Raw genomic sequence first — 23,272 nt, 5'->3', positions numbered from 1 at the left:
GTTCTCCCCTGTATGAACGGCTTCCTTCCTACAGGATCATGGCTGGTAATCCAGCCCGATATCCATGACGCGCACGGTATGGGTCAGCCAGCCAAGGGAAATCAGGTCAACCCCGGCCTGTGCCACGGCGGTGACGGTCTGGGGGGTTATCCCGCCTGAGGCTTCGGTCACGGCGCGGCCGTCTACAATGCGCACGGCCTCACGCAATACGTCGGGCGGCATGTTATCCAGCAGGAAGACATCAACGCCGCCGGTCTCCAGCCCCTCGTGTAGCTGGGTCAGTGTATCGACCTCCAGCTCGATCCGCACCAGATGTCCCGCGGCATGACGCGCGCGCTGCACCGCAGGCGTGATCCCGCCGGCAAAGGCGATATGATTGTCCTTGATCAGGATGGCATCATCCAGCCCGAAACGGTGGTTGCTGCCGCCCCCCGCCCGGACCGCGTATTTCTGGATCGCCCGCAGGCCGGGCATCGTCTTGCGCGTGCAGGTGATGCTGGCGCGATAGGGCTGGACCAGTTCCACCAGCTGCGCCGTGGCGGTGGCGATACCGCTGAGGTGCGAGAGGAAATTAAGCCCCACCCGTTCCCCCGACAGGATGCCGCGTGCGGGACCCCGCACGGAGGCAAGACGCATGCCACGTGTCACTGCCTGACCATCATGCACATGCGGTTCAAACACGATACGCGGATCCATGAGCGCAAAGGACAGCCGCGCCATGTCCAGCCCGGCAATCACCCCGTCCTGCCGTGCGGCCAGCACGGCGGAAACGACGGCATCCCCGTCCACGATCACCGCGTCGGTCGTCAGATCGCCCGCGCGCCCCAGATCCTCCAGCAGGCCCGCACGCACGAGCGGTTCCAGCATGATGTCTGGCAGGGAATGGATCATGAGGGCATTCTTTCATTCAGGGCCGGGGAAAACGTATCACGCATTTCCGCCAGCCGGGCGTGGATATCCGTCAGGCTGAAGCGCGACGGCGTGGCCATGGCCCCGGCATGGGGATAGTCACTACGGAAATGGCCACCCCGGCTTTCATGCCGCGACAGGGCGGCAAGCAGGATCGCGGCACAGACCAGCCCGCCATCCGTATTTACGATGGACATGACCTGTTTCAGACCATTGCGCAGGTCTTCACCCGTACGGATCACCCCGGCATGGCGGCTCATGACCCGCCGCAGGTGCAACGATGCGGGCAACGGGGCCGGACCGGACGGAAAAAGTGAAACATCGGGCAAGGTTGTGGCCTGCGGCAGGCCGTCGTCCATCTGCGGGCCGATCCATGTGCCGAACGCCACGGCTTCCAGCAGGGAATTGCTGGCCAGCCGGTTGGCGCCATGCAGGCCGGTACACGCGACCTCCCCTGCCGCCCACAGGCCCGTAACCTCGGTGCGCCCCATATGGTCCACCACGATGCCGCCCATATGGTAGTGGGCTGCGGGGCGCACGGGGATCGGCTGCGTCGCGGGATCAATGCCATGGGCCGCGCATAGCGCGGATATGGCGGGAAAATGTCGTGAAAAGGCCGCGCCAAGCGCCGTGCGGGCATCCAGATAAACGCTGTGGCCGTCCACCATGTGACGCCAGACCGCGCGGGAGACACTGTCACGGGTGGCGAGTTCATCGGTAAAGCGTTCACCGGTCTCATCAATCAGGGTCGCACCTTCACCCCGCACGGCCTCACTGACCAGGGACAGGCGCTGCCCTTCCGGTCCGGCGGAAAGCGCGGTGGGATGGAACTGCACGAATTCCATGTTGCCCAGCACGGCACCCGCGCGCGCGGCCATGGCAAGGCCACTGCCCGTGGCGCCAGCGGGATTGGTGGTGTCGGCAAACAGGCCACCCACCCCACCCGTAGCCAGCACGACGGCCGGGGTGGACAGCGTGACGGTCCGCCCGCCAGCAACAAGCACGCACCCCACAACCCTACTGTCACGTATCAGCAGATCATGCGCGTGGGCATGTTCCACCACCGTTATGCGCGGGGTCTGCCGCACGCAGGCGACCAGCGCGCGCATGATGGTGGCCCCGGTGGCGTCCTCCCCCGCATGCACGATGCGCCGCCGCCCGTGGGCTGCTTCCAGCCCCAGTTGCAGGCTGCCATCGGCCTGCCTGTCCCACTGCACATCCAGACCGGCCAGACGTTCAATCACGGCCGGGGCTGCCGCCGTTACGCGATCGACCACCGTGGCGTCACATAATCCCGCCCCCGCCGCCAGCGTATCCGCCGCATGCAGCGCGGGCGTGTCGTCAGCACCCATGGCCGCCGCCATGCCGCCCTGCGCCAGCATGCTGGCGGCAAGGGGGGGACGTATTTCATCCAGCCGCCCCGGACAGACCAGCACGCACGGACGCATGGTAGACAGCGCGGTCATGACGCCCGCCAGCCCGCCACCGATGATCAGCGGTTGTCCGGCAAGCTGGCCCAGCGGCGGAAGGGAGGTCATATCGCCAGCATGCGTTCAACGGCGCGGCGGCCGCGACTGGCCAGTTCCGGGTCCAGCGTGACCTCATGCGTCATGTTTTCCAGCGCGTGGCGGATATTGGACAGGGTAATACGCTTCATGTGCGGGCACATGTTGCACGGGCGCACGAATTCGGTCTGGGGATACTGCACCGCAAGGTTGTCGCTCATGGAACATTCGGTAACCAGCAGGATGCGGCTGCCGGTATGTTCGCGCACGAAATCACCCATCATGGCGGTGGAGCCACTGAAATCGGACACCGCCACCACTTCGGGCGGGCATTCGGGGTGGGCCAGGACCACAAGACCGGGATGGTCGGCGCGCATGCGCTCGATTTCCTGCGGGGTGAAACGTTCATGCACCTCGCAATGGCCGGCCCATGTGATCATCTTGATCCCGGTTTCGGCTTCGATGTTGCGGGCCAGGAATTCATCAGGGATCATGATGACGCGATCGGTGCCAAGACCTTCCACCACCCGCTTCGCATTACCGGACGTGCAGCAGATATCGCTTTCGGCCTTCACCTCGGCTGACGTGTTGACGTAGGTCACGACCGGCACGCCGGGATAGCGTTCACGCAGCAGGCGCACGTCGCGCCCTGTAATGGAATCCGCCAGGGAACAGCCCGCATGCAGGTCGGGGATCAGGACAGTGCTGTGCGGGTTCAGCATCTTGGCCGTTTCCGCCATGAAATGGACACCGGCCATGACGATCACATCCGCGTCCGTCTCCTGCGCCTCCCGGGCCAGGGCCAGGCTGTCGCCGCGGATATCGGCCACGCAATGGAAGATTTCGGGCGTCTGGTAGTTATGCGCAAGGATGACGGCGTTACGTTCACGCTTGAGCGTTTCGATCGCGCGGATGTCCTCGACAAAGGTCTCCCATTCCATTTCCGGGACCAGATGCCGCACCCGGTCATACAGCCCGTCTGTTCCGCCACGCGGCTTAATCTGGTTCATGCCTGTTCTCCCTTCGGCCATGCCTGCCGCATTCTTTATGCTCATATTGAGTATAAGCCAAGCAGCAGAAGCCGGTGGAGACAGTAGCAAAGGCAAACAGGCCGCTTGTCAATCAGGTTTTTCGTGAGGCATCATTTTTCTCATCAGGGCTGGAATAGCGGGATCTTGGTGCCAACAAACTGCCGCGCCCGCCTGACCTCCCCACAGAAACGGTACAGCCGGGCGGGACGACCGCCGGTATTTTCTTCAATTCCGCCTGTTTCCTCAACCAGTTGCTGCTGCATGATCAGGCGGCGGAAATTCTGTTTGTGGATCTGGACGCCCGACAGGCTTTCCATCACGCGCTGCAATTGCAGCAACGTGAATTCCTCCGGCATCAGTTCGAAAACAACAGGCCGGTAACGTATCTTTGCACGCAGCCGCGCCATGCCGGTGGCCAGTATGCGGCGGTGGTCATGATGCATTGCCTGTCCCGGCACGGCGTCTTCCGGCGGGCACCCCGCTTCCGCAACCAGCCCTGCTTCATACAGAAGTTCATAGCGTTGCAGCACCAGTTCGTCATTCCAGGCCACCATGTCGCCAATGGCAAACAGGGAAACACAGCGCTGCCACTGCCGCACGCGCACGGCAGCGTTGTCCATGTTCGCCACCCACCGGCACAGCAGGCGTTCGATAATGGCCAGGCAGTCCCGCCCCACATCCGTCTTGCTGTTTTCCCACGGGAAATAGTCGTACCAGTCCCGCCATCCTGTTTCCCCCGCGTGGCTACGGGTCAGGGCGAGGTAGGAAATGGCGATCAGCCTGCCCTGCCCCGTGGTCAGCAAGCGGTCATGATCGGCAAAGGTGTACAACTGTTCCACATGCCCGATGGGGTGTCCGGTCTGGCGTTCCACCCATGCCCTGACCCCTGCCTGCAGGGAGCGGTGGGTACTTTCCAGCGGCCCCGATGGCAGCAGGCGACCATGGTCGATCGTCATGACCTGCGGTACATCGTCACGCACGGCCGTCAGGACGGCAATCAGTTCGATCATCATCTGGGTTGTCATGTCGGGAAAAGATGTATCACGCACCTCACCGGGTTGGGGAGTGAATTTCCATTACCGGACAATGCGGACTACAGGGCGGCATGACCATGCGCCGCCATGTCATTTCACTATCCTCACGCCCTGCCTGTGGGCCATCATGGCCGTGGCCCCTAATTCACGCGTTCCAGCGCGCCCGTGGTGAAACCGATGCGCATCTGTTGCGCCAGCGCGTCAAACAGGGCCTGACAGGCGAAGGATTTGCGCCGCTGCGGCAGGCAGCACAGATCCAGTGTCGCACTGATGACATTGGCGGGCTGGATGGGAACGGCGCACAGCAGCCCGCCCTGTATTTCCCGCCGGCAACATTCGGGCGGCAGCACCAGTGCCGCCATGCCACGCATCGCGACTTCCTTCTGCATCTCCAGCGAACCCGTCACGAATACTGGGTCGAGGGTAATGCCGCAGGCCTGTGCCGCGCGGTTGAGTTCCCGGCGCACGCCAAAGGATTCATCGGGAATGGCCAGGGCATGGCGCGACAGTTCACGGATGGTCACGGACGCCAGGCAGGCCAGCGGATGATCCGTGCTGACGATCACGCTGTGCCTGAGCTGCATGCTGTGGCTGACGAAGGACCGGGCCGCCTCGGGGGTAAACAGGCTGACCACCAGGTCGATCCCGCCATCAGTCAGGGCCGCGACCATACCCGACGCCCTGCTTTCAAACACATGAAAGCGCAGGTTGGGATACTGTTCATGAACCGTGCAGATGGTGGGTACCAGCAGTTCGGCCACGATCGCACCGCCTGCCTGTATCCTGACCGTGCCACGTTTCAACTGTTTCAGGTCATCGATCTGCGTACGGGTTACCGCGATATCATTCAGGATGCGCGCGGCCTGCCCCAGCAGCAGCTGACCGGCCTCGGTCAGGCGGATGCCGCCTGCGTTGCGATCCATTAGTTCAGATCCGAAATAATATTCAAGGCTGTCGATCTGGCGACGCAGGGCGGTGGGGGTCATGTTCAGTCGCTGGGCGGCCTGCCGCAGGGATGTCGCCTGCGCCACGATCAGGAACAGTTGCAGGGCTTTGAGTGACATATATGTTCCCCATTGATACGCACCAGGCCAGTGGCATGGAATATATACGCCTGATCGTAATGTTTTAAGGGAAAAGTCGGAAAACCGGAAAAATCATGCACTGGCTGACAGGAAAGCCATGACTTTACAATATCGTTTCGATTGTAGATCGTTTTGTATTCCACCCTGCGCACAAATTTGGGATATTCAGACGCTACGGGCCACCCATACCATCATATTATTGAAACAAGTCATCCCTTTCCCCCCAATATCCACCCTGTAATTGCAGGGTGCGAAGGGAAATGAAAGAAACCTACGCCATGATGGATCTGACGGCCCGAGAGCTCCTTTCTTCCTATCGCAAAAGAAGCCTTTCCCCGGTTGAATACGCCAATGCGCTGATCGCGCATATCGCACGCTGGGAAAGCGCGCTGGGCGCGCTATACGCCTATGAACCCGACAGGCTGATCAGTGAAGCCCGCCAGTCCGAACAGCGGTGGATGCATGGCCGCCCCTGCGGCATTCTGGATGGCGTGCCCGCAACGCTGAAGGAATTGATCGCAACCAAGGGCCAGCCCATCCCGCAGGGCTGCATCGCCAGCAAGCTGGTGCCCGCGACACAGGATGCCCCGCCTGCCGCCCGGCTGAAGGAAGCCGGCGCACTGATTTTCGCGAAAACCACGGTGCCTGATTTCGCCATGCTGTCATCAGGGCTTTCGACATTTCACCCGCTGGCGCGCAATCCGTGGAACCTGGCATGCAATCCCGGCGGTTCCAGCGCGGGCGCCGCGGCAGCGGCGGCGGCGGGTTACGGACCGCTGCATGTCGGCACCGATATTGGCGGTTCCGTTCGCCTGCCGGCAGCATGGTGCGGGCTGGTCGGGTTCAAGCCCTCCCTTGGGCGCATTCCCATCGATCCCTATTATATCGGCCGCTGCGCAGGCCCCATGACCCGCACGGTAGGCGACGCGGCCCTGATGATGAACGTGCTGTCCCTGCCCGATGCACGTGATGCCACCAGCCTGCCCTATGCGGATATTGACTGGGACAGCTATTACAAGGGCATGGATGTCCGGGGCCTGAAGGTCGGCCTTATGCTGGACGCGGGCTGCGGGCTGAAGCTGGATGACGAAATCCGTGTTGCGATTGAAAACGTGGCCCGCGTGCTTGCCGATATGGGGGCTGAAATCATCCCCGTCGATCCGGTCATGACGCCCACGATGCTGTCGGGGCTGGACCAGTACTGGTCCGCACGAAGCTGGGCGGAACTGAGCCAGCTTCCCCCCGACAGGCTGGAAAAGGTGCTGCCCTTCATCCGCACATGGGCGCAGCGTGGCGAGAAGGTCAGCGGTGTTGCCGCCGTGGACGGGCTGGGGCAGACATTTGCCATGCGGCACAAATGTGCTCAACTATTTGAAAAAATTGATATTGTCCTGTCGCCTACCACGCCAAATGTCAGTTTCCCCGCTGAATATCCGGGGCCGACCAACGACCCGGAACGCTCCTTTGACCACATTGCCTTTACTGTCCCATGGAACATGTCCGAACAGCCTGCCGTGTCTGTTCACTGCGGGTTTTCACGCAGCGGCATGCCAATCGGGGCGCAGATCATAACCCCGCGCTTTGCTGATCTGCAGGCAATCCGGCTGGCAGCCCTGTATGAAACAGCGCGTGGTCCCATGCCATGCTGGCCGCTACCCCCATCATGACCACAGAAAACAGCTTCGTATTGTCGGCAACCGACCTTCCCATAATTTCCGACCAGGCATGTGCGTAATGAAAAGATATGGAAAGATAACGACGATAGGCGGTGTCGCGGTCCTGTTTACCTGCGCCCTGCCGGCCTGTCCCGATGCCTTTGCCGCATCGGTCACGACAAACGAACACAAGCCCAAACCCGTACCGGGCAACCAGAAAGCCAGCGTCCAGGCGGCGATGCAGCCCGAAACCATCCATGTCAGCGGCGTCAATGCCCATGCCGAACATTTGCAGCATGTTGGCGGGTCCATCGCGCATCTCAGCCGCGAGGCGCTGATACAGGCCCATGTCACCACGGTAAACGACCTGCAGCATGTCGTACCCAACCTGCAGGTAGAAAATGCCTTTGGTGGCGGCCAGCCGCAGTTCCACCTGCGTGGCATCGGTTTTTTCGACTACGGATCCAACAATACGCCTGATGTCATGACCTATGTCGACGGGGTGGCCTATCCCATCGGCGTCATGACGCAGGGGGTCATGTTCGATCTTGCGGGTGTTGATGTCGAACGCGGCCCGACCGGCTATACATCGGGGCGCAGCGTCACGGGTGGCAACATCGAAATGCAGACCGCCGACCCCACGAAGAAGTTGAGTGCTGGCATATCCGAAGACATCGCCAACCGGGCGCGCAGCAAGACCGACCTGTATGTATCCGGCCCGATCACCAAGCGCCTGTCCTACCGTATTTCAGCGGAGACGATCCACGGCGGCGCGTACGAACACAATCGCACAACGGGCGAACACATAGGTGACGCCGATATTGGCGCCGTGCGCGCCAAGCTGCGGTGGGAAGCCAATGATACGACCCGCATCAACCTGAGCGGTCACTGGGGCATCGACCGGTCGGAATCCACGCCGGGTTACCTGATCAATTCGGTTTCAATGCCCGATGGCAGCATCATTCCCGCCGATAGCGACCATTACGCCACCGGGTGGGGCATGTCGCGGCAGTTCGCGAACAGCCTGCGCCTGAACCCCAATGCCAAACCATTCCGCAATAACCAGAGCTGGGGTGTTGATATCAACATCCAGAAGGAATTTTCATGGGCGCGCCTGACATCCATCAGTGCGTATGAGGTCATGTACCGTCGTGAACTGAACGACTGGGATGGTACGACGGCGGCGGATGCCGATGAATATTTTGACAGCAACCTGTCGATCTTTTCACAGGAACTGCGCCTTGCCTCGCATGACCGGGGGCCGCTGACATGGAATGCTGGCCTGTATTACTTCAAGGAAAACCTGCAGGACGCCATGTATTCCGATTTCAAGGATGCATTCGGCTTCAATACTGAAACGCGTTACAGCCAGCCTGACCAGGGATTTTCCGAATTCGCATCCATCACCTACCGCCCCATTTCCCACATGCGCATAGGCTTTGCCCTGCGACATGAAAATGAATGGAAGGAACTGAACAACTTCTTTACCCAGGCATCCTACGCAACAGGCCCCGCGACACATTATGACCGCAAGACCGGGATGGATCAGGTATCAGGAAAGGCGTTCATCGAATATGATATCCAGCCCAATGTCATGGCCTATTTCAATATTCGCCGTGGTGTAAAGGAAGGCGGTTTTTCCGCCTATAACGTTTCCGCGCCGTCGCAGCTTGCCCCCTTCAAGCCGGAATGGCTGATGGCCTATGAAGTCGGGTTCAAGAGCACGTTCTTCAACCACCGCCTGCGCATCAATGGCGCCGCGTTCAAGTATGACTACCATGACCAGCAGGTGCAGAGTGCGATTGAAGATCCCACGATCGGCGCGATCGGCAAGATCATCAACGCACCGCGTTCCTCGCTATGGGGTGTGGAACTCGAAGCGCAGGCCGAACCGATCCGTGGCCTGCACCTGACGCAGAATTTCGGCTACGAACAGGGCCAGTATGAACAATTCCAGGCGCTGAACATCGCCGCATCGCAGGCCACTGGCGCAAGCGGAAACGGTTTCCAGACCATAAACAAGAACATGCAGGGGAAAGACATGGGTTTCCCCAAGCTGCAGTTGAGCGGGTCGGCCAGCTATGACATCCGCCTGCCCGGCGCGCTGCGTGGCTATATACTGACGCCAGAGGCCGATTATTCCTACCGTAGCGAGGAATATGCCGTCATCCTTGGCCCGTTGTATAATATCAAGCCCTATTTCCTGCTGAACACCAGCTTGACGTTTCGACCAAAAAACGGAAAATGGAGTGTAACGGGTTATGTACAGAATGCGCTTAACCGTAACTATGACATGACACGTAATTTCTTTACAACGTCCAATTTCGGCATTGTTGGGCCGCCGCGCTTCTACGGTGCCCGTATCAGCTATACATACTGATGATGACATCATAAGGCCATTACCAACAGGACAGGGTCAGACAGGCATGCAAGATCAGGACAGACGGGACGACGGCACGCCGGCAGTCCCCGCCATTTCCCTTCCCGCGCTGCTTGCGGGCCTTGTTCTGCCCTTCTGCCTTGTCATCGGGGGAGGTCTGGCCCTGCAGGCGCAAAAAATGGCGGTATTCGGGATTCCCCTTGAAATAATCTGGATGTTCGCATGCTTCATCCTTGTTCCCGCATGCCTGACCATATGCTGGAACCTGCCATCACATACACGATCTGGCATAGATACAAGGCGGGCAAGATAAGGCATGGAAGTTTCCATATTCCTGGCTGTCATTACGGCTTCGGTGCTGATCGCCGTTTATTCACGCTATCGCCACGCTGCCCGGAACGCGCGCGATTTCTTTGTGGCGTCAGGTCAGTTCGGGGCGGTCCTCATTTTCTTCCTGACCATTGGCGAAACATACAGTATTGGCAGCGTTCTGGGTTTTCCCGCGGGAATATACACCCAGGGCAGCGGCTTTGGGATGTGGTTCCTGGGTTATATCCTGCTGTCCTATCCGGTGGGTTATTTCCTGAACCCACGTATATGGACACTGGGACAGCGGTATTCATGTATTACCGTTGCCGATATTTTCCGCAATCATTACGCCAGCCGGGCGCTGGAAATACTTGTTGTTCTAAACACGGCATTATTCCTGCTTCCGTTTGGTGAAATGCAGTTTGCGGGCCTTATGGTCGTGGTGCGTAACCTGGGCTGGCATATTCCGGGAATGATGATGACGGGCCTGTCCGCATTACTGACCCTGGCATGGATATTACTGTCGGGCATACGGGCACCGGCCTATGTTTCCATACTCAAGGACGTGCTGATGGTGGCTGCCATCCTGCTGGGTGGGTACGCAGCCATGCATGCCATGCACTGGCCTGTCGGCATGCCGGAATTCTCCAGTCCCGATAATGGCGGGCATGGCCTGCCGGGGGGAAATGCCTTTATCGTATCAACAATCATCCTGCAGTCGATCGGGCTGTGTATCGCACCACAGACAGTTGCCTTCCTGTTTACTGCAAAATCCCCCCGGACATTGCAGAAAAACCAGATTTTCATGCCGCTTTACATGCTCATGTTCCCGTTCCTTTTCATGATGGCGCTTTATGTCCGGACATCGGGCGCGACGCCTGCATCACCCAATGACGTCTTCATGGTCGCGGTCTGCGCCACCCTACCCGACTGGGCGCGAGGACTGGTGGCGGGGGGATGTGCGTTGTCGGCGCTGGTGATCCTGGCGGGCGTCTGTCTGGCGCTGGGGCCACTGGTTTCACGCAACCTCATGCCCGGCCATTCGGACCGTGCGCAGAAAATCGGGGCACAGGTCACCATCGCCATCTATCTTGTGGTCTCGGTGCTGGGGGGGGCGTCCCTGTCGGGGCTGATGGTCATACTGAACAACCTGTATTATATCGGTGTTACCCAGCTGGCGCCGGGCATTATTGTTGCCCTGCTTGACCGCAAGGTGCCGGCCGTTCCGATTATTGCCGGGCTGTTATGTGGCGATTTGGTCGGGATGGGCCTGTTTTTCCTTCATATCATGCCAGCCGGGCTGAACCCTGGCATGATCGGGCTGATCATCAATGCACTGGTTGTATGGGCTGGCATATCGCGTACCCCGCGGACCGCGTAAAACGGACACATCCTTTATCATGACAGGCAAGAACAGAATCTTATTATTGAAAGGTAATGCAAGTGCATAGACGCCAACTGATCAAGGCCATGCTGGCCACCGGCGGCATGGCGGTCGTGCCCCGTGCCGTTTCAGCAGCCAGCCCCGTACGCATCGGCGCGCCGGGACAACTGAACCTGATAACGGATGTTGCGGGCCTGAAAATCGGGCTGGCCAATGATCCGGGTGCCTATACGGGCGTTACGGTCATCCTGCCGGACCAGCGTGCGGCCTGTGCGGTGGATGTCCGTGGTGGTGGCCCCGGCACGCGTGAAACGGATGCGCTGAGTGCGGGCAACCTGGTCCGCAGCGTTGACGCGATCGTCCTGTCCGGTGGTTCGGTTTATGGTCTGGCGACAGCGGATGGCGTGGCAAGCTGGCTGGGCGCCCGCGGACGTGGCTTCTCGCTCATCCCTAAAAAAGGCGTGCCCCCTTCCCCCATCGTGCCCACGGCCGTGCTGTATGACCTTGCCAATGGCGGGAACAAGCAATGGGGTACCAATCCCCCTTATCGCCGGCTGGGGGAACAGGCGGTCAGCCACGCCAAGGCCGGGCCGTTTGCACTGGGCACGACAGGTGGCGGATATGGCGCGGGCGCGGGCAGCCTGAAGGGAGGGCTGGGTTCAGCTTCGTTCCGGACTGGTGATGGCATGACCGTTGGCGCGCTGGTCTGTGTCAACAGCCTGGGATCGGTCGTTGTGCCGGGCATGCGCAATTTCTGGGCGGGAGCACTGGAAATCGACAATGAATTCGGTGGTCTGGGCGCGTCATCCCGGTCGGTCTACGGTGAGGACTGGGGCGAAGCCAAGCTGAATCCCGGCGCACGTGCCAACACCACCATTGCCTGCATTGCCGTGGATGTTCGGCTGGATGCGGATGAACTCAAGCGCGTTGCAATGATGGCGCAAGACGGGCTTGCACGCGCAATCCGTCCCATCCATTCACCGTTTGACGGCGATGTTGTCTTTGCCCTTTCAACCGCGCAGAAGGAAATACCCGGACAGAACCGTGAACTGGTTATTGCCCGGTTGGGGTCCGTCGCGGCCGATACCCTTGCGCGCGCGGTCGCACGTGGCGTGTATGCCGCGACCCTTCCCCATCACCAGACAGGCAGGACATGGCGTGACCTGCCCGCCTGAGACGGTCATGAACGAAACAGCCTTCAAATCATGAAAGGCGGCCCCGAAAACACTTTTGCTACTTTTTCGGGGCCAAGCCCAGGAAACCGATCGTCCCTGCTACACCGCAATACGCAGGGCACGACCGGGTATATCAATCCGTATGGGTGTCAGGCCGCGCGCATCCCCGTCGCTTTGCACGGGCATGTTGCATGGGGTGCTGATTTCAACCGTCTGCGCCGTCAGGATCGTGACATCCTTCTGACATGACAGGTTCCCACGCAACAGCGCGATGGCGTAGCGGAGACTGCTGCCAATGCCTGCCGCGCCGAACAGGACAACCGAAAACTGCCTGCTTTCCTGCATGGACCGGGGCGTCAGAACGTATTTCCCGGCATATAACGCGCCTTTTGATACAATGACCGATGCCGCTGTGTGGGAAACGCCATCAACAGACACGGTCATGGCCAGAAAGGTATATTTCCATAGCGAACCCAATGTCGCCAGCACATAGGCCGCACGGCCAATCGCCTTTTTCAGGCGGATTGATACGACATGCACCACATGCGCGTCAAAGCCAACGCCGACCATCTGAACGAACAGGCACTCCCCTTCGCTGGAGTGCAGGCGTCCGGGCCAGATAATGGTATACGCACCGCCTGAGATATTGCGGGCATTACTGGCATCATCAAACGGCACGCACAGTTCCCGGGCCAGCACGTTTGCCGTGCCGACAGGCAGAATACCCAGTATGATATCAGATCCCGCCATGCCTTCGGCCACTTCGGCCACAGTACCGTCCCCCCCTGCGGCAACGATATGGGTACAGGCCCGTTCCTGCACCGCCATGCGCGCAAGGATTGTGGCATGCCCCCGGTAACGGGTTGGCACGATCCGTACCTGCAAGCCCGCCTGCTGCAACAGCCCGACAAAACGCGCCACACGTCCCATACGGCGGCGCCCGGCGGTTGGGTTCATGATAATGATCGCTTTTACATTTCGGTCGGGCATGGGCATATCTTCTGGAAAATCCTGAAATCCGTCAAAAGACAATAATATGATCCGGGTGTTTACAATCCATTCCAGACAGTTGCCATAGCAGATGTGATTTACAGAATAAATTTTTGTAATTTTATTTATATAAATTGAAATATTATTCTATGTTAATAGAAAATAACTTTCCTCTATTCTTCAAAACAAATGACCCGTCATCTCCTGCGCTGACAGAGTACCCCTTTACATAACCTGCGCGTTCCTGTCCTATGTTAGGGATGAAACTGAAACGATATCAGCATACTGCCTGCCTTCCTGCCCGGCAGGCATGATGAATGTCCCGTGGTGTCAGGATACCTGGGTCAGGGGCTGTCCGTTCCGGCTGACCGGGGCCGGACCATATGGCCATGCCCACCCGCAGCCACGGCAGCAGACGATATACTTTACATCACTTCCCCTCGCCATTCAGGAAATAACACACGGCATGTCTGACACGACTGGCACACACCAGCCACCTTCCCGGCCTGTTTCCACCCTAAAGCAACGCCACATCATCATGATTGCGCTGGGCGGCGCAATCGGGGCTGGCCTGTTCGTGGGCAGCAGTGCCGCCATTGCCGCGGCGGGACCGGCAGCACTGCTGGCATTCGTTGCGGTGGGCCTGCTGGTCATGCTGGTCATGCGCATGCTGGGCGAAATGGTGACCGCCAGCCCCGGCAAGGGGTCGTTCGTGGAATATATCCGCATGGCCCATGGTAACGGGGCGGCGTTCACGACGGGATGGCTATACTGGTTTTTCTGGCTTGTGGCCCTGGGCAGCGAGGCCATAGCCGGGGCCATCCTGCTTCATGACTGGATCAACCTGCCGGTCTGGCTGCTGGCAACGGCGCTGATCGTGGCGCTGAACCTGATCAACCTTGCGGCGGTCCATATATTCGGGGAATGCGAATTCTGGCTTTCGCTGATCAAGGTGGTCAGCATCGTGCTGTTCATCGGGGCGGGCGGCCTGTATGTCGCCCATGTATTCGGCCCCGGTGTTCCGGTTACCCGGAACGTGCTGGGCCATGGTGGCATGTTCCCACATGGTATGACGGCGATGATTTCCATCATTCCCACCGTCCTGTTCACCATGATCGGATCTGAAATCGCGACGGTTGCGGCAGGCGAGTCAGCCGAGCCTGCGCGGAATGTAGCCCATGTCACCCGTAGCCTGGGCACGCGCATCACGTTGTTCTACAGCCTGTCCATCGCCTTGATCCTGACGATCGTGCCGTGGACGGATATCGTGCCCGGTCATTCACCCTTTGTCGCCGCAATGCAGGCCATGGGTATCCCGGGTGCAGCCACATGCATGCAGGTTGTGGTGCTGACGGCGGTGCTGTCATGCATGAATTCCAGCCTGTACATCACGTCACGTATCTTGGCTGAACTGGCCCGCCATGGTGATGCGCCTGCCCTGCTGCAACGTTATGGACGGCAGCATACGCCGGTCAACGCCATCATGGCCAATTCGCTGGCCGGGGGCGTGGTGGCGTTTTCATCCATTCTTGCGCCGGGCACAGTGTTCGCCTTCCTGCTCAGTTGCAGCGGTGGCGTGATCCTGCTGGTCTATTCGCTGATTGTCACGTCCTACATGGTGCTGCGCCGACGGGCGGCAGCGGCGGTGCGGCAGTCATTTTTCCGGCTGCCCTGTTTCCCGACGGTCAATATGGCGACGCTGGGCGGTGTCATCATCATTTTCGTGGCCATGCTGATCAATGATACGCAACGCATGACCGCCGTGGCCAGCCTTGGCACGACCCTGTTCTTTATCGTGATCCATGCCGTGCGCGGCAGAATGCATAAAAAAGCTTCACCAAAAACTTCTTCATGATCTGAAACGGTTCTTCAGATCCATCATGTTGTCAGCCCACACGGGCCTGTGGCAGGATTTTAAACAGGATTTCCTTGGGCCGACAGGGACGCGCCGCCTGATCAGTCATGACCACGGGACGATTGAGCAGCACCGGATGGGCAGCAAGGGCATCCAGTATGTCCCCATCCGTAAGCGTCGGATCATCCAGCCCCAGTTCTACATAGGGCGTGCCACGCTGGCGCAGCAGGTCGCGCACCGGCACCACCAGGCGGCTGGCCAGTACATCCAGATCGGCGCGGGTCGGTGGGGTTTTCAGGTATTCCACCACGACCGGCTCGATCCCGGCCGCGCGGATCATGGCCAGCACGTTGCGCGACGTGCCGCAGGCGGGGTTATGGTACAGGGTAACGGTCATCCATGGTTTTCCCATATGGTCAGGCGATATGCGCACATAATAAACACGTCCCGGCCCCGTTGGCAGCCCGTTGCCTGACATCGTGCATTCACATGGAATTTCAGCTATGACTGCGCTGGTTGCGTGTCCGGATCCCCGGGCATGTCCTGTTTGACTTACGGGCTTTCGTCAGCGATCCCTTTTAAAGCGCATGGTTGCCATTGTGACAGATTCTTCCCCTTCCACCGCCCGCACCGCGACAGCGGCCACGCTGCCAATCCGTGTGGCGGCACTCTATCACTTCACACCATTCGCGGATTGTGCCGCCGTGCGTACCCAACTGCTCGACGCCTGCCATGAACTGGGCATACGGGGCATCCTGCTGGTGGCGCATGAAGGCATAAACGGCACCATTGCCGGGACGGATGACGCGATTGAGCGTATTCTGGGCATCATCCGCGCCCTGCCGGGCTGTGCTGATCTGGAAGTCAAGTTTTCCCGTGCGCCTGCCCTGCCCTTCCACCGCATGAAGGTGCGCATCAAGCGTGAAATCGTGACCATGGGGGTCGAAGGACTGGACCCACGCCGTGATGTCGGCCACTACGTCGCGCCCGATGAATGGAATGCCCTGATTTCCGATCCGGACACCATTGTGATCGACACACGCAATGATTATGAGGTCGCAATCGGCACCTTCCGCGGCGCCATTGATCCCGGCACACGCACGTTCCGGGAATTCCCGCAATGGTTCCGCGACCGGCGGCATGAACTGCTGGAACAGGGGCGCACGCCAAAGATCGCCATGTTCTGCACCGGCGGCATACGGTGTGAAAAGGCAACCGCCTTCGTCCGCGCCGAAGGGGTGGAAGACGTGTTCCACCTGCAGGGCGGTATCCTGAAATACCTGGAAACCGTGCCGCAGGATGAAAGCCTGTGGGATGGCGAATGTTTCGTGTTTGACCAGCGCGTCAGCGTGGGCCACGGGCTGAAACCCGGCACATTTGACGTCTGCCACGCCTGCCGCAGCCCCCTGAGTGAAACGGACCGCGCCAGCCCGGACTATGTGGAAGGTGTAAGCTGCCCCCACTGCGCCGACCAGCGCACCGAAACCCAGCGCAGGCGTTACGCGGAACGGGAACGCCAGATGCAGCTTGCAACACAGAAGGGCACGCACCATCTGGGCCTGCCCACGCCATGCACGCAACGCGGCACCGCAACCGGTAACGACCCCGACGACGCGTGACCGCCCCGGCCAGCCTGCCCGACAGGACATGATGCGCGCTCAGGACCGGCCATCCACCACAGATATGGCTGCGCGGTGGCGAAAGGTTCCCACATCACCCGCGCACTACGGCAGCAATGCCGGGCCAGCCCGTGATATGGCATGGATAGCGTGTCCGTCTGCCACCTTCCCCATCCCTGCTGGAGCCATTCCTGATTGAGCGCAGAACCTGACAGCCCGGATCACCATAACCCGCCCGCCCCATCGTGGCGTGCGCGACTAGCTGCGCGCTTCGGGGTTTACGGCCATGTGCCGCGCATGTTCCGCCAGATATGGAAATGCAGCCCGGCCCTGACACTGGCCAGTATCGCGCTGCGACTGGTACAGGCGATCCAGCCGCCACTGGCGCTGTATGTTGGCAAACTGATCGTCGATGAGGTCATCCGCACCAGCACCCACGCCCCCCCGTCAGGTTCCCTGCCGGACTGGCTGCTGCATGGGCCTGCCACCCGGCTGGAAGGCTGGATTGCGCTGGAATTCGCCCTGATCATCCTGTCGGACCTGACATCGCGCGCGATCGTGCTGGTCGATGGGCTGCTGAATGAACGCTATATCAATTCCGTCAGTCTTGCCCTGATGGGTCATTCCGCGACACTGGACCTGCAGCAGTTTGAATCCAGCGCCCTGCAGGACCTGCTGGAACGCGCGCGCCGCCAGGCATCGGGCCGCAACAACCTGCTGGTGCAACTGTTCAACATTGCCCAGACCGCCGTGACCGCGCTGACACTGGCGATTGGTGTCGTAGCGTTCGCGCCGTGGATGGTGCTGGTGCTGCTGGTCGCCCTCCTGCCCTCGGCGGCGGGAGAGGCGCATTTCAATGCCGAAGGCTACCGCCTGATCCGCGCCAAGACGGCCGAACGGCGTGAAATGGAATATCTGCGCCATGTTGGCGCCAGCGCCGAACATGCCAAGGAACTCAAGCTGTTCGGGTTGGGGGATTTCCTGGTTGGCCGCTTTCGCGCCGCCGCTGCAACCGTGCTGGAACAGAACCGCAGGCTGGCCCTGCGCCGTTTTGTCTGGAGCGGCTTTTTCGCAGCCATCGGGTCGGTCGCCTATTACGGCGTCTACCTGGTCATTGTGTGGGATACGGTGCGCGGGCGATTTACGGTGGGCGACCTGACATTCCTGTCGGGATCGTTCCTGCGGCTGCATTCGATGCTGTCCAGCCTGTTGCTGGGTATTACACAGACCGCCAGCCAGGCGCAGTACCTTAATGATTTCTTCGCTTTCCTTGATCTCCGGCCAGCCATCATATCGCCTGCGACGGCCCGGCCTTTCCCGTCACCGATAAGACAGGGCATCCGGTTTGAAAACGTGGGCTTCCGCTATCCCGGCACGGACCGCTGGGCCATCCGGCATCTGGACCTGACCATTGCTGCCGGGGAAACCGTGGCGCTGGTGGGGGAAAACGGGGCGGGCAAGACCACCATCGTCAAGCTGCTGACGCGGCTGTATGACCCTGACGAAGGGCGGATCACGGTAGATGGCGTGCCGCTGCGCGACATGGAGCTGACCGACCTGCGCGCGCATATCGGCGTCATATTCCAGGATTTTGTCCGCTACAGCCTGACCGCGTCGGAAAACATAGCCGTGGGCCGGATTACGGCCCTTGCAGACACGCAGCGCATCGCATCTGCGGCGCATGAAGGCTTGGCCGACGATGTCGTGGCCAGACTGCCCATGGGGTATGACCAGCCATTGGGCAAGCGTGTTGCGAAAGGGCGGGAACTGTCCGGTGGCGAATGGCAGAAAATCGCCATATCCCGCGCCTATATGCGCGATGCGGATCTGCTGATACTGGATGAACCGACCGCCGCGCTGGATGCGCGGGCGGAAACGGATGTGTTCGAACGCCTGCGCGCGCTCCGGCATGGCAAGGCAGCACTGGTGATTTCCCACCGCTTTTCCACTGTGCGCACGGCGGACCGGATTGTCGTGCTGGAACATGGCCACGTCCTGCAGGCCGGTACACATGAACAACTGCTGGCTCAGGGCGGCCGGTATGCGGAACTGTTTGAATTGCAGGCCGCCGGATACCAATAAATTATCTAAAAAATAAAAGTTTCTGGGTGTCGCCCTTCTCCAGAAAGGCAGCTTCTTCCGAAGCTTTTTGAAAAAAGCCTCACCAAAAACTTTCCTATGATTGCACGCAGGCTTTACCCCGCAAAGATACTGCCATTGCCCGCAACCCACGCGTGTGGACCCGTTCCCTGCCTGTCGCCCTGACGGCGGGCGGGATCGGTTGGGGACGGCACGCGTGGGTTAACGGCAGGGGCACCTGATGAAACCGGTATGATTACTTCGTTGTATAGCCACCATTGATCAGGGTGGTCTGTCCGGTCATCCACCACCCGTCGGATACAAGAAAGCGGACGTGGGGGGCGATGTCCTCGATTTCGGTCAGGCCGGTTTTGCTGAACGGTGACAGGGCGGCGGCCGATTTGTGGTAGGCCACGGCTTCTGGCGCTTCCTGCCCGTAGAAAAAAGGCGTATCCATCGGCCCCGGCCCGATGGCGTTCACCGATATGCCACGCGCGCCATATTCCTTGGACGCAGCGCGGGTAAAATGTTCCACCGCCGCCTTGGACCCGGCATAGGTGGAATAAAACGGCGTATAGGCCCCAAGCAGCGAGGTGACGATGGTCAGCAGCTTGCCATGGTCATTAAGGTGAATGCCCGCTTCCTTGATGAAGAAATACGCAACGCGCGTATTGATTGCGAACATGGAATCGAATTCGGCCTCACTGGTGTTGGCAATCGGCTTTTTCAGCACCTTGCCCACCGTGTTGATCGCGATGTCAGGCCGGCCGATCGCCCCGACCGTATCCGCAAACAGCTTTGCCACCGCGCCATCGCGCGTCAGGTCCGCCTGGAATGCAACGGCGTTGACGCCTGCGGCCTTCAGCTCGGCAAGGGTCTTTTCCGCCGCGGGCCGTGTCGCCTCGCTGTTGTAATGGATGGCAATGGCCTTCGCGCCATGTGCCGCAAGGTCACGCGCGATCAGGCCGCCAAGGTTCTTTGCCCCACCCGCGATCAGGACCGTTTTACCCTTGATGCTATGATCAGCCATATCCAGCCTCCATTCATGCTGCGCGGACATATGCCGCACTGTTCATATCCATAAGTTATCAGTTGAAATCGGGATATAAAGTTCCCTTTCCTGACAACACATGTCAGAAAACACGAACAAACTCGCAGCCTGATGGTGACAATGGTGGACCGTATCGACCTTTTCCGCATTTTTGCCCGCGTGGTGGAAACTGCCAGCTTCACCCGGGCCGCGGATACGCTCAAGATGCCCCGTTCCACGGTTTCCACTGCCATACAGGAACTTGAATCCCGGCTGGGCGCACGGCTTCTGGCCCGCACCACGCGCTCCGTTGCCCCCACGCCGGACGGAATGGCGTTTTATGACCACTGCGTACGACTGGTGGCGGATGTGGAGGAAGCCGAGGCCCTGTTCCGTCATGATCGCGGCAACCCGCGCGGCCTGCTGCGCGTGGACATGCCCGGACGGATCGGCCGCCTGCTGGTTGCCCCGGCGCTGCCTGCATTTCTGGACCGCTACCCTGAAATCGAGATCGAACTGGGTGTCACCGACCGCGCCATCAACCTGATCGAAGACGGGATCGACTGCGTGCTGCGTGTCGGTCCCCTGTCCGATTCCGGGCTGATCGCGCGCCGGATGGGGGAACTGGCCTTCATCAACGTGGCCAGTCCCGCCTATCTTGCCCGCAATGGCGTACCCCACAGCCCTGCCGACCTGCCGGGTCATGAGGCGGTGCGCTATGCCTCGCCTTCCAACGGGCGGGTAGAGGAATGGGAATGGATGGAAGGTGACAGGATACGGACCATGGCCCTGCCCGGCCGGGTCAGCGTCAACAGTGCCGAAGCCCTTGTGGCCTGCTGCCTTGCGGGCCTTGGGCTGATACAGGTTCCGGCCTATGACGTGCGCCATCACATCAAGGCGGGCGAACTGGTGGAGGTCATGCCCCGCTACCGGGCTGAACCCATGCCCATGGCGCTGCTCTATCCCCACCGCAAGCACCTGTCGCACCGGTTGCAGGTCTTTGCCGACTGGCTGGCAGGGGTGATGACGCAGGCGATCGGATAGGGTCAGATCAGGCCGCCTTCCGCCGTCATCTGCTGCAGGTCCAGTTCATGTTCCAGCTGATGCAGGACGGCATCATGGATTTCCCCGCTGCGGTGCAGGCGCAGCAGTTCGACCCGACCGGCGTCGATCGTCGCCAGAAGCGCCCTGTAATGCGCATCCTTGCGTCCTTGCAGCGCCTGCTGTTCATGACTGAAGCGTTCAGCCAGTTCCGCACGGTAGGCGTACTGTTCCAGCAGGCGGGAATGGACGATCTGCCCATCGGGCGCAAAGGCCAGCTGCCGCATGGCATGTTCCTGTGACCGCGCAATCAGCGCGCGCGCCTGCGACACAGACAACTGGTGACGCTGCCCGCGTGACGTCCCCCGTTCCCCCCCCGTCATGCGGATGACCCAGCCAATGGTTGTCCCCTGCCCCAGAACGGTCACCAGAATGACCACGAAGGTCGCGATCTGCATGATGTCGCGGTTTGGCATTTCGGCAGGCAGCGCCAGCACGATGGCCAGACTGACCACGCCACGCATGCCGCACCATCCCATGATGGCGACGAAGCTGAAATATGGCCGCCATCCCGGTCGCCTGCCGCGCGGCAGGAACGTGACGCGTATGCCCTCCGTCACCAGCATCCAGACAAACCGTGACACCAGCACCACCGCCACGATGCCCGCCACCGGGCGGAACACGTCCTGCGCCACCCATGGCGTGCCCATATGACGCAGCACGATGGCATGCAGCGAAATGCCGATCAGTACGAACACGAGGGATTCCAGCACGAACACCAGCACTTCCCATACCGCCGCCCAGCGCAGGCGTTCATCGGCACTGAACACGTCATGCTGCCGCCAGCCCAGAACCAGTCCGGCCACGACGGTGGTGATGACCCCTGAAGCGCCCATCTGCTCCCCCCCGATATAGGCCACCCATGGCAGCAGCAATGTCATGGTGATGCTGAGGATACGGTCACGCACCCGCGCCAGCAGCCTGATCCAGATCCATGCCAGCGCGCAGCCCAGCACCAGCCCCCCCAGCGCCAGGAAGAAAAACGTGACCGTGGCATGCACCGCCCCGAAACTGCCGGTCATGACCGCAACCGTGGCGAAACGGTAGATCACCAGGCTGGCCGCGTCATCCAGCAGGCTTTCACCTTCCAGCAGCGTGGTCATCCGTTCAGGCAGGGGCACGTGCTTGAGCACCGCCTTCGCCGCTACCGCATCGGGTGGGGCCACGATCGCGCCAAGGGCAACGCAGGCAGCCCATGGCATGAACGGAATCAGCCAGCGCGTCGCCACAGCCACGGCCAGTGTGGTGAACGCAACCCCGCCCACCGCCAGTTGCAGTATGCCCAGAAGATGCGTGCGGAATGCATGCCAGACGGAAAAATACGCCCCCGCCAGCAGAAGCGGTGGCAGGAATACGATCAGCACCAGATCGGGGTCGATCCCGATCACCGGCACGCCGGGCACCAGCGCAATGGCGATGCCCCCCAGCACCAGCGCCGCCGCTGGCGGCAGGCGCAGCTTGCGCGCCACCAGTTCCAGCCCCACGATCAGGACGATCAGCAGCAGGATGAATTCAAATCGCCCTACATTGGACATGCGCGCCATACCTGTCAGGTTGCCGGGCGTTTGCCGTGGCCCCTGTCCATAACGCGCCACGATGGGGTCGGTGCCCTGCGCTGATGCCGCTGGCATACCGTATGCTGTAATAAAATATGACCTGCACGCGCCCCGCGTCCGGTATGCCGCGACACGGGCGGTCGTGCGTCCCACCCGCAAGACTGCCGTATGAGACACATCCGCGCCCGGACGCGTACCTTAAACGGCCCGGCCGATTTTCCCGTATACAGTATTGCCCAAAACAGTTCCCGGGATGTTCCAATACTTTCCAGACTTTTCATTATGAAATCAGGATTAATATTTTAAAAATACAATAAAAGACGTGGAATATGGATGCAACGCAGGCCCTGCAGGCACGTTCATGACAGGCTGTCGGCAATCCGGTCCATACGGTTGCCGCCATGCCCGTGCAAGCTGACATGACCCAACACCACCCCCGTATTCCCCGCACAGAGGAGGACAGAGGATGGGTGCATCCCAAAAACCCGCACAGCCGGGGCAGTCCACACCGTCCGACAGGACGCAACCGGCTACCGCGCCTGACACGCCGGGGCCTTTCCCCCGCAACGGGACCA

General features: G+C 60.4%; 17 protein-coding genes. 8 read left to right on the top strand and 9 right to left on the bottom strand.

Going from position 1 to position 23,272, the window contains the following annotated elements; genetic code table 11:
* Positions 1 to 36 precede the first annotated feature (36 nt).
* The 5 genes from nadC to AC1RQ9_RS07595 all read right to left on the bottom strand — a co-directional run bounded on the left by nadC (position 37) and on the right by AC1RQ9_RS07595 (position 5,543).
* Positions 37 to 891 (bottom strand): carboxylating nicotinate-nucleotide diphosphorylase, encoded by an 855-nt coding sequence (gene nadC, locus AC1RQ9_RS07615; protein ID WP_485986268.1) that lies wholly within the window; start codon positions 889 to 891, stop codon positions 37 to 39.
* Positions 888 to 2,447 (bottom strand): L-aspartate oxidase, encoded by a 1,560-nt coding sequence (locus tag AC1RQ9_RS07610; RefSeq protein WP_485986267.1) that lies wholly within the window; start codon positions 2,445 to 2,447, stop codon positions 888 to 890. Before AC1RQ9_RS07610 ends, nadC begins: the two co-directional genes overlap by 4 nt.
* Complete coding sequence (gene nadA, locus AC1RQ9_RS07605) at positions 2,444 to 3,424, bottom strand: quinolinate synthase NadA (protein ID WP_010507442.1); 981 nt, start codon at positions 3,422 to 3,424, stop codon at positions 2,444 to 2,446. The genes AC1RQ9_RS07610 and nadA overlap by 4 nt, the downstream gene beginning before the upstream one ends.
* A gap of 143 nt (positions 3,425 to 3,567) precedes the next feature.
* Positions 3,568 to 4,458: an NUDIX hydrolase gene (locus tag AC1RQ9_RS07600; RefSeq protein ID WP_485986285.1), complete on the bottom strand. Its 891-nt coding sequence runs from the start codon at positions 4,456 to 4,458 to the stop codon at positions 3,568 to 3,570.
* 161 nt (positions 4,459 to 4,619) lie between these two features.
* On the bottom strand, positions 4,620 to 5,543 hold the full coding sequence (locus tag AC1RQ9_RS07595) for a LysR family transcriptional regulator (RefSeq protein WP_485986265.1): 924 nt from the start codon (positions 5,541 to 5,543) through the stop codon (positions 4,620 to 4,622).
* A 299-nt stretch (positions 5,544 to 5,842) separates the two neighbouring features.
* Here AC1RQ9_RS07595 and AC1RQ9_RS07590 point away from each other — a divergent pair, with 299 nt between their 5' ends.
* The 4 genes from AC1RQ9_RS07590 (at position 5,843) to AC1RQ9_RS07575 (ending at position 12,467) form a co-directional block, all read left to right on the top strand.
* Positions 5,843 to 7,231 (top strand): amidase, encoded by a 1,389-nt coding sequence (locus AC1RQ9_RS07590; protein ID WP_485986264.1) that lies wholly within the window; start codon positions 5,843 to 5,845, stop codon positions 7,229 to 7,231.
* A gap of 67 nt (positions 7,232 to 7,298) precedes the next feature.
* Positions 7,299 to 9,599 (top strand): TonB-dependent receptor, encoded by a 2,301-nt coding sequence (locus tag AC1RQ9_RS07585; RefSeq protein ID WP_485986263.1) that lies wholly within the window; start codon positions 7,299 to 7,301, stop codon positions 9,597 to 9,599.
* 316 nt (positions 9,600 to 9,915) lie between these two features.
* Complete coding sequence (locus tag AC1RQ9_RS07580; RefSeq protein ID WP_485986262.1) at positions 9,916 to 11,289, top strand: sodium:solute symporter family protein; 1,374 nt, start codon at positions 9,916 to 9,918, stop codon at positions 11,287 to 11,289.
* A 56-nt stretch (positions 11,290 to 11,345) separates the two neighbouring features.
* Positions 11,346 to 12,467, top strand: a complete 1,122-nt coding sequence (locus tag AC1RQ9_RS07575) for a P1 family peptidase (RefSeq protein ID WP_485986260.1) — start codon at positions 11,346 to 11,348, stop codon at positions 12,465 to 12,467.
* 99 nt (positions 12,468 to 12,566) lie between these two features.
* Here the strand turns inward: AC1RQ9_RS07575 and AC1RQ9_RS07570 are convergent, their stop codons facing one another.
* Complete coding sequence (locus tag AC1RQ9_RS07570) at positions 12,567 to 13,457, bottom strand: diacylglycerol/lipid kinase family protein (protein ID WP_485986259.1); 891 nt, start codon at positions 13,455 to 13,457, stop codon at positions 12,567 to 12,569.
* A gap of 466 nt (positions 13,458 to 13,923) precedes the next feature.
* Between AC1RQ9_RS07570 and AC1RQ9_RS07565 the strand changes: the two genes are divergently transcribed.
* Positions 13,924 to 15,312: an amino acid permease gene (locus tag AC1RQ9_RS07565; protein ID WP_485986257.1), complete on the top strand. Its 1,389-nt coding sequence runs from the start codon at positions 13,924 to 13,926 to the stop codon at positions 15,310 to 15,312.
* A 31-nt stretch (positions 15,313 to 15,343) separates the two neighbouring features.
* Here AC1RQ9_RS07565 and arsC read toward each other — a convergent pair whose 3' ends face one another.
* Complete coding sequence (gene arsC, locus AC1RQ9_RS07560; RefSeq protein WP_485986255.1) at positions 15,344 to 15,709, bottom strand: arsenate reductase (glutaredoxin); 366 nt, start codon at positions 15,707 to 15,709, stop codon at positions 15,344 to 15,346.
* 190 nt (positions 15,710 to 15,899) lie between these two features.
* On the opposite strand from arsC, the gene trhO reads away from it, so the two are divergent.
* Together trhO and AC1RQ9_RS07550 are read left to right on the top strand one after the other, a co-directional pair.
* A complete protein-coding gene (gene trhO, locus AC1RQ9_RS07555; protein ID WP_485986254.1) occupies positions 15,900 to 16,931 on the top strand; it encodes an oxygen-dependent tRNA uridine(34) hydroxylase TrhO in 1,032 nt (343 codons plus the stop codon).
* Positions 16,932 to 17,126: 195 nt separating this feature from the next.
* Positions 17,127 to 19,013, top strand: coding sequence for an ABC transporter ATP-binding protein (locus AC1RQ9_RS07550; protein ID WP_485986253.1), 1,887 nt, complete (start codon positions 17,127 to 17,129; stop codon positions 19,011 to 19,013).
* Positions 19,014 to 19,266: 253 nt separating this feature from the next.
* On the opposite strand, the gene AC1RQ9_RS07545 is transcribed toward AC1RQ9_RS07550, so the two are convergent.
* The gene (locus AC1RQ9_RS07545; protein WP_485986252.1) at positions 19,267 to 20,040 is read right to left on the bottom strand and encodes an SDR family oxidoreductase; all 774 of its coding nucleotides are present in this window, start codon (positions 20,038 to 20,040) and stop codon (positions 19,267 to 19,269) included.
* A gap of 141 nt (positions 20,041 to 20,181) precedes the next feature.
* Here AC1RQ9_RS07545 and AC1RQ9_RS07540 point away from each other — a divergent pair, with 141 nt between their 5' ends.
* Positions 20,182 to 21,084 (top strand): LysR family transcriptional regulator, encoded by a 903-nt coding sequence (locus AC1RQ9_RS07540; protein WP_485986251.1) that lies wholly within the window; start codon positions 20,182 to 20,184, stop codon positions 21,082 to 21,084.
* Between the two features lie 2 nt (positions 21,085 to 21,086).
* On the opposite strand, the gene AC1RQ9_RS07535 is transcribed toward AC1RQ9_RS07540, so the two are convergent.
* Entirely contained in the window at positions 21,087 to 22,772 is a 1,686-nt protein-coding gene (locus AC1RQ9_RS07535; RefSeq protein ID WP_485986250.1) for a cation:proton antiporter, read from the bottom strand.
* Between the last annotated feature and the right edge of the window lie 500 nt (positions 22,773 to 23,272).

It is taken from the genome of Komagataeibacter ossonobensis (assembly GCF_057359305.1).
Note: the sequence above shows the minus strand (reverse complement) of the source record. Positions and strands in the feature narration are given on the sequence as shown.